Origin of the sequence: Pantoea sp. JK (genome assembly GCF_026130245.1) — a bacterium.
In the GTDB taxonomy this organism is placed as follows: domain Bacteria; phylum Pseudomonadota; class Gammaproteobacteria; order Enterobacterales; family Enterobacteriaceae; genus Pantoea; species Pantoea trifolii.
The window spans coordinates 80588-94904 of the sequence record NZ_JAINFN010000009.1; the positions used below are offsets into that span (position 1 = coordinate 80588).

Here is a 14317-nt window from a genome sequence, read left to right on the forward strand (position 1 = left end):
GATTTTTGATGGAATTTATAAGGATTTATCATGGACGACTCACCGCATAAGACACTGCGTCACGGCCTTTCAATGGCTATTTTAAGCCATAACACTCTGGTGAAAAAACTCGCTTACCAACTGATTATAATGGGTTTTATTTCCATGCCAGCGGCATGGGCGAATATGAGTGTCTATCCGATGGAAGTCACCCTAAATAATCAGGGTGCGGCACAGGTGCAGACATTATCGCAAAGCGGTGAAGCGCAGTTTATTCGCGTCAGCATCAAGCGAATTGAGCGCCCTGCTACACCGTTTGAAAAAGAAATATGGGTTGAAGATGCCGTTTCGCCATCGCTTATCGCCACCCCGGATAAATTCGCGCTGGCTTCCGGTTCACAACGCATTATTCGGCTGATTTCATTACAACCGCCGGAAAAAGAGACCGCCTGGCGCGTTTACTTCGAGGCCGTGGCTGCCCCGGATGAATTGAAAGATAAATCGCCGCAGAATAATAACATCAGCAACCAGGTCGGCATCAATTTAGTCTGGGGCGTGCTGGTACATATTCCGCCGCGTAATGCCAGATTATCGCTCACGCAATCAGCATCAGGCGAAGTCAAAAACGCTGGCACGGTTCGCGTAGTGATTCGTGAGGTCGCGGTTTGCTCAAAACAACATAGCAGCAGCAGCTGTCAGTGGAAAAAAGAACACACCACGGTTTATCCGGATGAGACATTGCGTTTTAAAGCCTGGAGTTCGGCAGAATTAGCCGCTGCTCAGGAAGTCAGAATAAAACATGTTGATCTCAATACGCGGAATATCGCCGATTACGTTATCGGACACTGATCAACACGTATTAAAGGAATAACAACCTGTTTGTTATAAAGCAGTTCATTACCCATGAGACGGTCATTTACGGCCAGTACAAGGATTTTCACGGAGCTACAAATGCAAAAATTAATCAAACCACTAGTCATCGCTGCTGCGTTAACGGCTGTATTTAATGCACAGGCGGTGCAGAAAGATATTACGGTGAATGCGAATGTTGATTCGACGGTGGATATGACGCAGGCGGACGGAACCGCATTACCCGGCACCATTAATATGCAATATATTCCGGGCCGTGGTTTATCTACCTATTCTCTGGACACCAAAATCTGGTCGAATTCGCAAACTGCCAATATCAACGTTGCGCTGGTGAGTGCCGCTCAGCTTAACAATACCGTTACCGGTACAGCGGTACCTTTGACCGTCACGCTGGGTGCGGATTTAAAACCGATCACCACCACGAACACGGCCCTGACTTACGCCTCGCTGTTCCCGGCGGGCACCGCCAATGGTTCGTCAGTATTGCCACTGAAAATCTCGCAGACCACGCCGGGCGTGCTGGCAACCGGCACCTATTCCGGCGTTGTGAGCCTGTTAATTACGCAGGCCACCACGCAGAGCTAATTTGTCGGCATTGACTGATCAATTATTTCGGGGGGCCGCTCGGCCCCCTTATTATTCTTTTTCAGCAGGATGCTGTAATGAAGGTCAATATTCACGTCGCTTTAATAGCCTCTTTCATTACCCTGATCCCTTCTCTCGCTCCTCGTGCTGCCACGCAGGTTCCGCCTGGTTTTGAATCGCTGGTCACCGGCCAGACGCTGTGGGTCAACCTTTCTGTTTATGGGCAATCGCTCGGCTTGTTTGAAGCTTCAGTTTCGCTGGATAGCGTCAGGTTCTTGAAACCGCATCAGGTTGCGCGGGCGATAATGCAGCATTATCAAAAGGATCCGCAGCAGGAAAAGCGCTTAGACCATCTCATCGGTGAACCTTTGGCACGCAACGGTAATAAGGCATGCAGCAGCAACGGCGGCGCAGCGGGCTGTGACTATCTGGAGACCGATTCCCTCGCGCTGATCTATGACGAAAATAATGCCAAAGTGGCGCTGTTTCTCGGCCCGGAATTTGTGCCGCTTGCGGCTGACAACGCATCGCCCTTTTACCAGCAAACTGCCGAAACGGAAGCGGCGTTTATTCATCAGCAGAATATTAACTTCGTCACCAACCGCGATGACCAGACGTTATCGCTGCAGGGGGCGGGCGCGCTCGGATTGACTGAAAACAGCTATGCCGGTATCGACTGGGACTATCTGGCGCAAAAATACCGGCAGCAAAGTCATCAGGAAGTGCGTTTTAACAACGTGTTTCTGCGCCGCGATCTCGGCAAACGCTATTATGTGCAGGCCGGACGCATAGATTCGCGCGATATCTTCAGCAACGCCGGCGGCAACATTACCTTAAGCCAACTGCCGCTCAGCACCATCGAAGGTGCGCGCGTCGGTTCGACGCTCGCCTGGATGAACCGCGCACAGGCGGCGCAAGGCACGCCGGTCACTGTCTTTATTACGCGCCCGTCGCGTATTGATGCTTATCGCGGGCAGCAACTGCTTGGCACCTTTTACCTGAATGCCGGCACACAAAATCTTGATACCAGCGCCTTTCCCAATGGTAGCTACAGCGTGACGCTACGTATCTATGAAGATAATCAGTTGTCGCGTACCCAACAGGTTCCTTTTAGCCGCACCGGTAATGCCACCAGCCAGAACATTGAATGGTTTGTGCAAGGCGGCTCCATTCCCGATCGCGAGATGCAGGGCAACGGCGCTGCGTCGCAATCGGGTGCCGATCGCCGTGTGATGCAGGCAGGCATCAAAGTGCCTGTGATGCAAGACGCTGCGCTGACCGGCGGTGTCGCCGTGACCAACCGCAACCGCTTTATTGAAAGCGCACTCGACTGGAGCCACGGATTTGATAATCCGCTGCTCGACGGCATCCTCACCACCCGCTTTAGCTACCTGAAAGGCAGCGAAGGTTCGCGCGGCAATATCCAGCAGGTCGCTTATAACGACGGATTCTCCCTCAGTTTCTACCGCAGCGCCCTGTATGCGCAGGATTGCTACAGCAACAACGGTGGGCAATACGGTTTTAGCGGGTGCTACCAGAGCAGCAGCCTAATGTTCAGCGTGCCGGTGAAAAGCTGGTATCTGAATGCCGGTTACAGTGCCAGCAAGAACGAGGGCCGCAATGTGCTTCCGGTGCAGTGGGATGATAACGGCGTCGTGCCGCAGTGGGCGCGCCGCAACATCTACAGTAAAACGCAGACTACCACCTGGCAGGCTGGCCTGGGGCGCGGCTTCAGCGTCAACGGACTCAATATTAATACCAGCGCCAACCTCTTTACCCGCACCAGCAGCAGCGGAACTCAGCGCGACAACGGTGGCTTCCTCTCCGTCTCACTCTCGCGCGTCAGCACGCCAACCATCGATTCACGTTCGAGCTACAGTTCGCTCGGCATGACCTACCAAACCGATCGCCACAACAAGGATCAGGTTGGCTATAACGTGGCGCAAAACTGGTATTTCGATGCTCAGAATCAGCAGGAGATCGGCGTGAACCTCAACGGTAATCAGGAAAATACTCTGAATGCTTCCGTTTACGGCAAAACTGCGGGCGAATACGGCAGCGGCAGCCTGGCGGTCAGCTCGGCATCGTCCGGTTCATCCACTCAACGCTTTAGCAGCAGCGGCAGCTATAACTCCTCTTTGGCAGTGGCGCGTTCCGGTCTGTATTGGGGCAAATGGGGCAACGGCCTGCCCGGTGCGGCTGTCGGTCTGCATGTGGCGAGCAGCGATGACAGTCGCGATACCCGGGTAGATGTCTCGGTTGATGGCGCAGGCAGCGCCAGCCTGCATGGCACCGGCCGCACACTTTTCAGCGTTCCGGCTTACACCCAGAGCGCGATCAGCATCAATGATTCTATCGAATCCAAAGACGGGATGCGCAGCGAAATTACTCAAGGTGCCGGACGACGCACGCTGTTCATCGCGCCGGGTCGCATGCTGGTCAGCAAGGTGAACATTGTTTCGCGCTACACCTGGCTCGGCAGGCTGATGATCAATCCACAGCGTCCACTGGAAGGTGCCACGCCTCTGAATGTCGCCAGCTGGTCCGGGTTAGGTCAGGGCGGATTCAGCGCTGAGACCGATCACCGCATAAAAAATCTTTACATGGTGCGCGGCATGCAGATGTACCGCTGTGAAATTAAGGTGAAAAGCATCCATGACGTGGTGCGCTATGTCGGCGACAGCGACTGCAAACCCATCGAGCTGGCTTCAGTGCCGCAGGATGTGCAGCAACGAGCAAAAATGCTGATTGTCACCCGCCAGGCGGATGAGGTTCCGCTGGCACGTGCTGCGCCTTCTGCGTCGCAACAACAATAGGAAGTTTGGATGAAAAGTAAATTGCTTAGCGCGCTGACGCTATTCGGGATGTTGGCGGCCATGCAGGTGCAGGCCGCCATGCTGACGCCTTCTGGGCGCAATACCAGCGTTGCCGTAACATTTGACCGTATGTCAGTGCCGGCACAATTGCCGATCTGGACCAATGAAAATGGCGGTTACGATACCAATGACGCGCCAAAATGGGGCCGCAACACGCTGGTTTGCCAGTCGCGCACCAGCAATCAATATGGTGCCTGCCTGACATTACCTGTCTGGTTGGAAGCGTCTCCGTCACCCTATCCCGTGCCGCTGTTGTTCACCGAAAGCAGCACCAAACAGACGTTGGTACTGAATGTCTATCTCACCAAAAGGCGATCGCTGAATAATGTGGTGGTGGCAACCAATCTGGTGCCGATGAATGCCTTTGGCGGTGCCGTCACGCCGCGTGGCGATGGCACCGATTATTCGGCCTATCTTCCCTCCTCCGAGCTGAGTAAATTCCCGTCGGCGGGCACCTGGAGCGCGACGTTGAAAATGTCGCTGATGCAGTGGCCAGTCACATCCTGCACCGGAAATTCGCAGAACGTGAATGTGGGGTGTACCAATGTGACGAAAATGGGTGACTGGATCGCCACCATGACCTTCAAGGTGACCGACTACGGTAATCAGCAAATCTATCTGCCGGAGTTTGGCAATGCGGCCGCCAGCGTTGACCTTGGTTTAAAAACCTTCCCCGGCGCGCGCGCCACCACCACAGTCAGCGGCAGTCGTTCGCTGGATATGTGCCTGTATGACGGCAATAATTCTGACAGCAACCGGGTGAGCCTGTTGTTTCAGGACGAAGGTGCAGCCGCGCCCGGCCGGGGAACGGGGTTGTTTTCGCTATATCGCACAGGCGCGGATAAAACTCTGGCGCAAAATCGCCTCGATTATGCGATTGAAGTAATCAACCCGCTGACCAAAGCGCGTCAGGTGGTTGAGAACGGCAGTGAGATTATCTGGAGTGGCACCAACAGAGGTGTGTTGCGACGGGTGGTGTTGCCGGGCCAGAGTAATTCGGTGCTGTGCGTTCCCGCGCCGATGCAGCTTATTACGCCAGCCTTCATCCTGTCGTCAAAAACAGCGGGCCGTTATCAGGGCACGCTGAGGATTATTTATACCCCGACGACGCAATAATGGCGCGGGCGATGATGACATTTTCCGATGTTTTGCAGGATGGGCATTCATGGGAATAAGGTCGCCATGAATGGCGACCCTACGGGGTGATTTAAAAATTATTGGTGAAACGCTGATAGAGATGCAGGCTGTTTTTCAAATTAAGTTTTTTAACGATCTTATTCTGATGGCTGTAGAGTGTTTTTTTATTTATACCGGTTATCTTCGCCACGCCTTCAATCGATTCGTAAGTGAATAAACATCGCAGGAAATTAAACTCCTTTCTGGTTAAATGATTGTTGACTGCGGGAGCAGCCAACAGCTGGTCGCTTTTGAGCTGGCACAGCATCATTGCCAACTTAGTACTAATGGTACCGGTTAAAGATTTTTTATCGATAAAACAATCGGCTGCGATGGCATGACTGCTGTAGTTAATCTTGTTTTTCACTGAATCCGAAAAGAAAATCAGCGTCGCGTTCAAGGTGATTTTCAGTCTGGTCAGATAATCTATCTGAGCCAGCGCCGTGCGGAAGTTTTCTGGCAGATCAAAAATAATGATTGGTGAAAGAGTGGCGGTTTTTTCCCTGTCACGCATCAGCGTCTTCATTTCTCGAAGCGTATTACAGCAAGTGATACTTGAATGTTCCAGCAGCGCAATTAAGCCCTGCTGGTGATAGCAAGACTGATCCAGATAAATGACATCCATGATTAATTTCCGATAAATATCCCTGATTCTGCGAATACTATCGGCTTCCTGGCGGAAATTAACTGTCCATTTTTGGTGCTAAATAATTCACGCTATCGACCGGTCGATTTATAAGTAGGCCGGGCACAAAGTGTTACCTCTGTGCCCGGTCTGATTTCACTCTAAGCCTGGGCGCGCGCGGCGATGATGCTTTCAGCCACGTTGCGTGGAGCTTCCGCGTAATGTGCAAACTCCATGCTGTAGGTGGCGCGGCCTTGCGACATCGATCGCAGCGCGGTGGCGTAGCCAAACATCTCGGACAGCGGCACTTCGGCGCAAATAATGCGCGCACCAAAGCGTTCATCCATGCCTTGCAGCGTACCGCGCCGCGCCGACAAATCGCCCATCACGCCACCGGCATACTCTTCCGGCGTTTCCACTTCCACCTGCATCAGCGGTTCGAGGATCACCGGATCGGCCCGTTTCGCGGCGGCTTTAAAGCCAAAGATCGCCGCCATACGGAATGCCATTTCCGATGAATCAACATCGTGGTACGAACCAAACGTCAGCGTGGCTTTGATATCCACCACCGGATAACCGGCCAGCACGCCGCTGTTCAGCGCTTCACGAATCCCCTTCTCCACCGAAGGAATGAACTCGCGCGGTACCACGCCGCCTTTGGTGGCGTCTTCAAAGGCAAATCCGCCACCCGCCTGCTGCGGTTCCAGCGTCAGCACCACATGACCGTACTGACCTTTACCGCCCGACTGGCGCACAAACTTGCCTTCCACTTCGCGCACCGTTTTGCGGATAGTTTCGCGATAGGTAACCTGCGGCCGACCGATGTTGGCTTCCACGCCAAACTCGCGCTTCATGCGATCCACGATAATCTCCAGATGCAGTTCGCCCATGCCGGAAATAATCGTCTGGCCCGATTCCTCATCGGTGTGCAGACGGAATGACGGATCTTCGGCCGCCAGCCGCTGCAGCGCCAGGCCCATTTTCTCCTGATCGCTCTTGGTTTTCGGCTCAATCGACAGCGAAATCACCGGATCGGGAAACTCCATGCGCTCCAGCGTGATCACCGCATTAGGATCACAAAGCGTTTCGCCGGTGGTGACCTCTTTCAACCCCACGCAGGCGGCGATATCGCCGGCACGAATCTCATCGATTTCGATACGGTCATTGGCCTGCATCTGAACGATGCGACCGATGCGCTCTTTGCGCCCTTTCACCGCGTTCCACACGCTGTCACCTTTGCGCAGCACGCCGGAGTAGACGCGCACGAAAGTCAGCTGTCCGACGTAGGGATCGCTCATCAGTTTGAACGCCAGCGCCGAGAACGGCTCGCTGTCATCCGCATGACGTTCGTCGTGTTCGCCCTGCTCATTGACGCCGCTCACCGCCGGTACGTCGAGCGGCGAAGGCATCAGTTCAATCACCGCGTCGAGCATGCGCTGCACGCCTTTGTTTTTGAACGCGCTGCCGCACAGCATCGGCTGGATTTCACCGAGCAACGTGCGCTGACGCAATCCGGCAATCACCTCGTCTTCACTGAGATCGCCCTGCTCCAGATAGCGATCCATCAGCGCTTCGCTGGCTTCGGCCGCTGCTGCCACCATGTTCTCACGCCACTCGGCGGCAAGTGCCTGTAGCTCAGCAGGAATTGGCGCATAGCTGAAGCTCATGCCCTGGCTGGCGTCGTCCCAGTAAATGGCGCGCATTTTGTTGAGATCGACCACGCCGCTGAAGTGCTCTTCCGCACCAATAGGAATGACGATCGGCACCGGATTGGCGTGCAGACGGTCTTTCATCATCTGCACCACGCGGAAGAAGTCCGCGCCCTGACGATCCATTTTGTTGACGAAGGCGATGCGCGGCACATGATATTTGTTAGCCTGGCGCCACACGGTTTCAGACTGGGGCTGCACGCCGCCGACGGCGTCATACACCATCACCGCGCCATCAAGCACGCGCATTGAACGTTCAACTTCTATGGTGAAATCGACGTGTCCGGGCGTATCAATGATATTGATGCGGTGCGGCGTGAAGCTGCCGTCCATGCCCGGCCAGAAGCAACTCACCGCTGCCGAGGTAATGGTGATACCACGCTCCTGCTCCTGCGCCATCCAGTCGGTGGTTGCCGCGCCATCGTGCACTTCACCTAACTTGTGGCTCATTCCGGTGTAAAACAGGATGCGCTCAGTGGTGGTGGTTTTACCGGCATCGATGTGCGCGGAGATGCCGATGTTGCGATAACGTTCGATGGGGAGGGTTCGGGGCATGATGCGTCCTTAGTCATTCGACTAGTTATTTATGCGGCGCGCACCATTGCCCGCCGCTGCGCAACAGCCTAAACCTATTGTACGAGTAAATACGAACAGTTTGAGCCTTTTTTAAACATCGTTAAAATCTTGTCTCTGATTCAGCATTTACGGGCTGGAAAGCCGTCGCCGGTCACTTTAAGGTAAGGCTTTCACTCTCAACGGGAAAATTGACCATGCGTATTCTGGTAGTCGGCGCCGGCGCCACCGGCGGCTATTTCGGTGCGCGTCTGGCGCAAGCAGGACGTGATGTGACTTTTCTGGTGCGCGAGCGCCGCTTTCAGCAGTTGCAGCAAACCGGTCTGGTGCTGAAAACGCCCACCGGCAGCGAAGTGATTCAGCCGCAGCTGGCGCAGGCCGGCTCGCTTTCGGGGCATTTTGACCTGATTATTTTGACGGTGAAAAGCTTTGCGCTGGATCAGGCGATGACCGACATCGCGCCCGCTGTCGGTCCGGACACGCTGATCATGCCGATCCTCAACGGCATGCGACATATCGATACGCTGCGCGCGCGCTTTGGCGACAAGGTGATTGGCGGCTTGTGCAAAATCAACGCCACGCTGGGTGAAAACGGCGAAGTGCTGCAGATGACGCCGCTGCATATACTCTATTACGGCGCGCTGGACGGTCACAACGATGCGCGTTTGCAGCGCGTGGATGAAGCGCTGCGTGCGGCGCAGTTTGATACGGTGTTTGCCGATAACATCATCAGCGAGCTGTGGGAAAAATGGTTGCTGCTCAGCACCTTGGGTGCGGTGTGTTGTCTCGCGCGCGGTAATACGCAACAGGTGCTGACGTCACAAGGCGGCGAAGCGCTGCTGCAAACTGTTTTTGGTGAAGTGTTGGCGGTGCTGAGCGCGGAAGGTTATCAGCAGCGCCCGGCGGTGACGGCGAAAATTTATGAGACGCTAAACAATCCCCAAGCAGCGATGACCTCGTCAATGTATCGCGATTTAACTCAGGGCTTTGAGATTGAGGCCGATCAGGTGATTGGCGATCTGCTGGTGCGCGGCGCACGCAGCGGCGTGGTGACGCCGTTGCTGAACGCGGTGTATGTCAATTTGCAGGTGTATGTGCAGGGTCGATAAAAAACGGGTCGCCAGGGATGGCGACCAAAATCTCATAACCGTGACTGCACGCCTGGCAACTGCTTCAGGCGTTGCCAGCCAGCTTCCACCGCTTCTGGCACCTCGACGTGGCCGAGGAAACCTTTGCCGCGCGGGCCGTAGCCATTTTCATCGTCACGCAAGCGCTGGATTTCACCCATCAGCAGCGACAGAAAACGCTCCATCGACCACAATCCCTGCGGCGGCGCACCGATGATGCGCAGCATGCCCGCGTCCATCATCACCTGCGGCACAAATACCGGCCAGCTGATAAATTCCGGTGCATCCGCACGATCGCGCCATTGATAGCGGAAGGTTTCCCAGGTGCGACGCTGCATCAGCGGATCCTGCACCAGCAGCACGCGCTGCGGCTGCCAGCGGTGCTCATCCAGCAGCTTTTGGCTGAAGGCGGCGTTTTCCCCGCAGTTGCATGAGGCGGTTTCCAGCAGCAGTAAATCGTCCGGCAGCGCGGCAAATACGCGGGCGACATCGCCCAGCAACTCGGCTTCGCTTTTGCCTTTGCTGTCAATTTGGCGATACAGCGGATGTGCGGCAAGCATCTCCACCAGCAGCGAGGTTGAGTGACCGGTGCCGCCGCTGATCAATAACGGTAGCTGATACTTTTTCGCCACGGCAATCACCGCTTCCACGTTCGGCAACACCGCGTGACCAGCGAGAATGGCTAAATCGATGTCGAGCGTGCCATCTTGTGGCATCTGATCCAGCGCCAGCCAGGCCGCCAAGGTATTGATATCCTGAATCTGATGGTTATTGAGTTGCATCCGGTTCTCCTCTTTTTACCTTTGGCAGTGTAGCGGCTTAAGTGCGTGTCGGCAGGGAAAAATTTGCTACACTCGCAGCTTAATCTTCAGGAGAGATTCATGACTGCGCGCTCCGTAACCCTCGACGATGTTGCTCATCTGGCTGGGGTTTCTTATCAAACCGTTTCCCGCGTCCTCAACCATTCCGAGCAGGTTTCGCCGCGCACCCGCGCCAAAGTAGAAGCCGCAATGCAGCAGCTCAACTATGTGCCGAATCGTGTGGCGCAACAGTTAGCAGGGAAAAACACCCGCACGCTGGGACTCGCCACCAGTGATTTAGCCTTAATGGCGCCCGCCCAGATCGCTTCGGCGATTCAGCAACGTGCGGCAGCGCAGGGTTATCATCTGGTGATCGCCATGGCGAATCCCGACAGCGCGCCGCAGGACACCGTGAATGAACTGCTGGCGCAGCGCGTCGATGCGCTGCTGATCAACCTGCCGCTGGATGCCGCGCAGGCCGCGCAGATTCAACAACAGTGCGACAACAAACCGGTGCTGTTTCTCGACGTGGAGCGCAGCGCTGAAGTGGCGCAATGCCAGTATCAAAGCGAATCCGGTGCGCAGCAGGCGGTTGATCATCTGGTGGCGCTCGGCCATCGTCAGATTGGCGTGTTAAATGGCCCGGCAAGTTCTGCATCGGCGCGCGCGCGTTTCGCTGCGTGGCAGCAAGCGCTGGTCGCGCATCAACTCACGCCATTCTGCGTGCTGAGCGGTGACTGGAGCGCGGCATCGGGCTATCAGGCGCTGCTGGCGCAGTTACCTGACCGTCTGCCGCAGGCGCTGCTGGTGGCTAACGATCAGATGGCGCTCGGCGCGATGCGCGCGCTGCATCAGCATGGCGTGAGGATCCCAGCGGAGATTTCGCTGATTGGTTATGACGATACAGCGGAAAGCGCGTGGTATCAGCCGCCGTTAACTACCGTGCGTCAGGATCTGCAGCAGTTGGGCGTGGTGAGCGTTGATCGCTTGCTGGCTCAGCTGGAAGGCGGCGATGTGACAGAGAAGACGCTGGAAACCGAGTTAGTGTTGCGGGAAACCACGGCAGCACCGCTGCAGGATGAAGTGGATGTGGCGGAGATTGCGCAGCAGTTGCAGGTTCTGGCACGCAAGTTGAAGCGCACCTCATAAAGAGGTGAGGTGCGCTCAGTCGCCATGAATTTCGTAATGCTTGTCAATCGGTCGCCATAAATGGCGACCCTACGGGAGCGCGAGTTTTACGGCGTCTTCGGCGTGGATCAAGGTGGTATCGAACAGCGGAACGCTGGCGTCCTCAGCTTTCACCAGTAAGGTGATTTCGGTGCAACCAAGAATGATCGCCTCTGCGCCCTGCTCCACCAGCTCGGCAATAATCTTGCGGTATTGCGCGCGCGACTCATCACGGATCACGCCAAGACAGAGTTCCTGATAAATGATGTCATGCACCACTTTGCGGCCTGCTGCATCGGGCACCAGCACCTCAATTTCCGACTGATTAAGCCGACCTTTGTAGAATTCCTGCTCCATGGTGAACGCTGTCGCCAGCAAACCGACTTTTTTCACGCCCGCCTGACGAATGCGCTGTGCGGTGGCATCGGCGATATGCAGCAGCGGAATGCTCACCGCATCGGTGATCTGCTGCGCGACTTTGTGCATGGTGTTGGTACAGAGCACGATGAAATCTGCGCCGCCTTTTTCCAGGCTAACAGCCGCTTCTGCCAGAATCTCACCCGCTTGTTGCCACTCGCCTGCGGCCTGCAGTTTTTCAATTTCATGGAAATCGACGCTGTACATCAGGCTGCGCGCGGAGTGCAATCCGCCCAGCTGCTGCTTCACCTGCTCATTGATAATACGGTAATAGAGCGCGGTGGATTCCCAGCTCATCCCGCCAATCAAACCAATCATTTTCATCTGCTTAACTCCGTTTTAAACATGCTGTTCAGCACTGTAATGGTTTTCCGGCCAGCGCGCCGCAGGAAACAGCGATAAACGAATATTGAACAGGTGGAACATCGGCGCAAACAGCGTGTTCTCCCGCAGCGCCGCCGCTTCCAACCGTAGCAACAGCGTGTTCAGTTCCGCCAGCAATTCCGGCTGCGGCGTGGTTTGCAGCGACTTCAACCGGCGCTTAAGAAACTGGCTTAGCTCATGGAACATCGCCGCACTTTCAATGTGATGCGCCAGCAGCAGCTCCCGATGACGCGTGTAGTAATCGTAGCAGTTTGCCCCCAGCCAGGCTTCGGCGATCAGATTGCCGCCAGAGACCAACTCTGGCACCGGATCGACACGTTTACGCGGCAGGATGATGTTGACCTTATCCAGCGTGCGCGAAACAAACTGCTGACGCGCCGTCAGCGTGACGCTGTTGAGCCGCACCGTGGCGATAAAATGCAGCAGCTCGCGGATACCTTTGCGTACCGCACGTTTGGCGGTCCATGACGGGCGCTTGTTGCGGATCAGCGCCGTAATTACCACCGCGAAGGTAATGCCCACCAGCGTCGAAAGGATAGCATTCACTATAAGCTGTAAATCGGGCTTGAAGTTGTGGCTCATGCCAATCAAGCCAGGAATCTGCGTGGCAACAATCAGGCCAATCAGGTTGGTCGACGGATTGGCGATAACCAATCCCAGCGCCAGCAAGCCCGGCGCAAGGCAGATCACCAGCGCTTCGAAGGTCACCGCCTGCGGAATCAGCAAGGTGATATACAGCAGGCTGATCACCACGGAGATCAGCACCCCTTTCAGGAACAGCTTCATCGGCGCAATCGGGCTATCCATGCCGGCGAAGAAGGAACACAGCACCGCCGCCATCATCGGCGCGGTGGCACCATCCACCCAGCCGCTGCCGATCCAAAACACGCAGGTGACGAAGGTGGCGATAAAGGCGGTAAACGACGACAGCAGCAACAAACCTTTATCGACGTGTTTATGCGCACGCGCCATCTTTCCGGCTTTCACCGCAGGTGTCCACTCACTCACACGCTCGCTAACGCTTTGATAGGCATCGACGATGCGTACAAAATTGAGTAAGCGTTCCAGCAATCCCATCAGCAGAATGCTCTCTTCGCTGTTGAGCCTGCCCTGTTGCCACGCCCGTTTCAGCTGCTCTTGCGCGTGGCTGAGCTTGTCGCGCACCGGCAGCTGATCTTCCCCGTTTAGCCACAGCAAGAATTGCTGGAAGACTTCAGCGATGTAGTCGGGAAAACGGATTTGCTGCTGCGCCAGTAGATTGAGGCGTGATTCGATGGCCGTCAGCGTGGGGATGAAATAGGAGAGATGCTGATATTGCACGCTGACTAAGCGCACCAGACGCCGCGCGGCATCGCCTTCGTACACACAATGCGTGATGAGCGTTTCGACGTTAAGCGGATAGTTGGCCATCTGAATCAGGATATCTTCGCGCTCGACCGACTTCTCAGCGGGCATCGCCGTGACCAGCTCGCTGCACAACTTGCACGCATTTTGATACCACAGGTTAACGCTCTGCTCTAACAGATTACGCATCGAGACCGGCCACAGCAGGCGATGCACCAGGCTGCTGCAAACAATCGCCACGGTGATCTCCTCAACGCGGGAAATCACCGTGTAGGTGATGGCCGAAGGCTCTACCACATCGGGAAAACCCATGATCGCCGCGCTATAGCCCGCCAGCATAAACACGTAGCTCTTCGGCGTGCGGTCGTGCAGCGAAAGATAGAGGCAAACCGCTACCCACAGCGAGATGCACAGGCTGAACAGCAGCGGATCCTGCACCGTGGCGGGATAGATCAGCAGCGTAAACAAACCGCCCAGCAGAGTACCGAAGAAACGAAAAACCGATTTCGATACCGTCGATCCCGAATAGAGCTGCGAGGCAACGTACACTGTAGTCAGTGACCAGGCCGGTTTGTCGAGATTGAGTTCCAGAGCAATGTAAAAAGCCAGAAAGGCAGCAAGACAGGTTTTGGCAGAAAACAGCACTGCGCTTCGTGAAAACCACTTCATAGAACGGGTAAAACCT

General features: G+C 55.4%; 11 protein-coding genes. 6 read left to right on the plus strand and 5 right to left on the minus strand.

The window, feature by feature from the left end:
* Positions 1 to 30: 30 nt before the first annotated feature.
* From PanJK_RS18575 to PanJK_RS18590, 4 genes are all read left to right on the plus strand, one after another.
* Positions 31 to 828 (plus strand): fimbrial protein, encoded by a 798-nt coding sequence (locus tag PanJK_RS18575; protein ID WP_265301881.1) that lies wholly within the window; start codon positions 31 to 33, stop codon positions 826 to 828.
* 102 nt (positions 829 to 930) lie between these two features.
* A complete protein-coding gene (locus PanJK_RS18580) occupies positions 931 to 1434 on the plus strand; it encodes a CS1 type fimbrial major subunit (RefSeq protein ID WP_101761189.1) in 504 nt (167 codons plus the stop codon).
* A 77-nt stretch (positions 1435 to 1511) separates the two neighbouring features.
* Positions 1512 to 4250, plus strand: a complete 2739-nt coding sequence (locus tag PanJK_RS18585; RefSeq protein WP_265301884.1) for a TcfC E-set like domain-containing protein — start codon at positions 1512 to 1514, stop codon at positions 4248 to 4250.
* 9 nt (positions 4251 to 4259) lie between these two features.
* Positions 4260 to 5426 (plus strand): CfaE/CblD family pilus tip adhesin, encoded by a 1167-nt coding sequence (locus PanJK_RS18590; protein ID WP_265301886.1) that lies wholly within the window; start codon positions 4260 to 4262, stop codon positions 5424 to 5426.
* Positions 5427 to 5517: 91 nt separating this feature from the next.
* Here PanJK_RS18590 and PanJK_RS18595 read toward each other — a convergent pair whose 3' ends face one another.
* Together PanJK_RS18595 and fusA are read right to left on the minus strand one after the other, a co-directional pair.
* Positions 5518 to 6111 carry a LuxR C-terminal-related transcriptional regulator gene (locus tag PanJK_RS18595; protein WP_265301888.1) on the minus strand — a complete coding sequence of 198 codons (594 nt, stop codon included), beginning with the start codon at positions 6109 to 6111 and terminating at the stop codon, positions 5518 to 5520.
* A gap of 161 nt (positions 6112 to 6272) precedes the next feature.
* The gene (fusA, locus tag PanJK_RS18600; protein WP_265301890.1) at positions 6273 to 8375 is read right to left on the minus strand and encodes an elongation factor G; all 2103 of its coding nucleotides are present in this window, start codon (positions 8373 to 8375) and stop codon (positions 6273 to 6275) included.
* A 215-nt stretch (positions 8376 to 8590) separates the two neighbouring features.
* On the opposite strand from fusA, the gene PanJK_RS18605 reads away from it, so the two are divergent.
* The gene (locus tag PanJK_RS18605; protein WP_256699035.1) at positions 8591 to 9502 is read left to right on the plus strand and encodes a ketopantoate reductase family protein; all 912 of its coding nucleotides are present in this window, start codon (positions 8591 to 8593) and stop codon (positions 9500 to 9502) included.
* 32 nt (positions 9503 to 9534) lie between these two features.
* Here the strand turns inward: PanJK_RS18605 and PanJK_RS18610 are convergent, their stop codons facing one another.
* Positions 9535 to 10302, minus strand: a complete 768-nt coding sequence (locus PanJK_RS18610; RefSeq protein ID WP_265301894.1) for an ElyC/SanA/YdcF family protein — start codon at positions 10300 to 10302, stop codon at positions 9535 to 9537.
* Between the two features lie 99 nt (positions 10303 to 10401).
* Here PanJK_RS18610 and PanJK_RS18615 point away from each other — a divergent pair, with 99 nt between their 5' ends.
* Positions 10402 to 11469, plus strand: a complete 1068-nt coding sequence (locus PanJK_RS18615) for a LacI family DNA-binding transcriptional regulator (RefSeq protein ID WP_265301897.1) — start codon at positions 10402 to 10404, stop codon at positions 11467 to 11469.
* 69 nt (positions 11470 to 11538) lie between these two features.
* On the opposite strand, the gene PanJK_RS18620 is transcribed toward PanJK_RS18615, so the two are convergent.
* Together PanJK_RS18620 and PanJK_RS18625 are read right to left on the minus strand one after the other, a co-directional pair.
* Positions 11539 to 12228: an aspartate/glutamate racemase family protein gene (locus PanJK_RS18620; protein ID WP_265301899.1), complete on the minus strand. Its 690-nt coding sequence runs from the start codon at positions 12226 to 12228 to the stop codon at positions 11539 to 11541.
* A gap of 15 nt (positions 12229 to 12243) precedes the next feature.
* The gene (locus PanJK_RS18625) at positions 12244 to 14301 is read right to left on the minus strand and encodes an FUSC family protein (RefSeq protein WP_265301901.1); all 2058 of its coding nucleotides are present in this window, start codon (positions 14299 to 14301) and stop codon (positions 12244 to 12246) included.
* Positions 14302 to 14317: the final 16 nt, after the last annotated feature.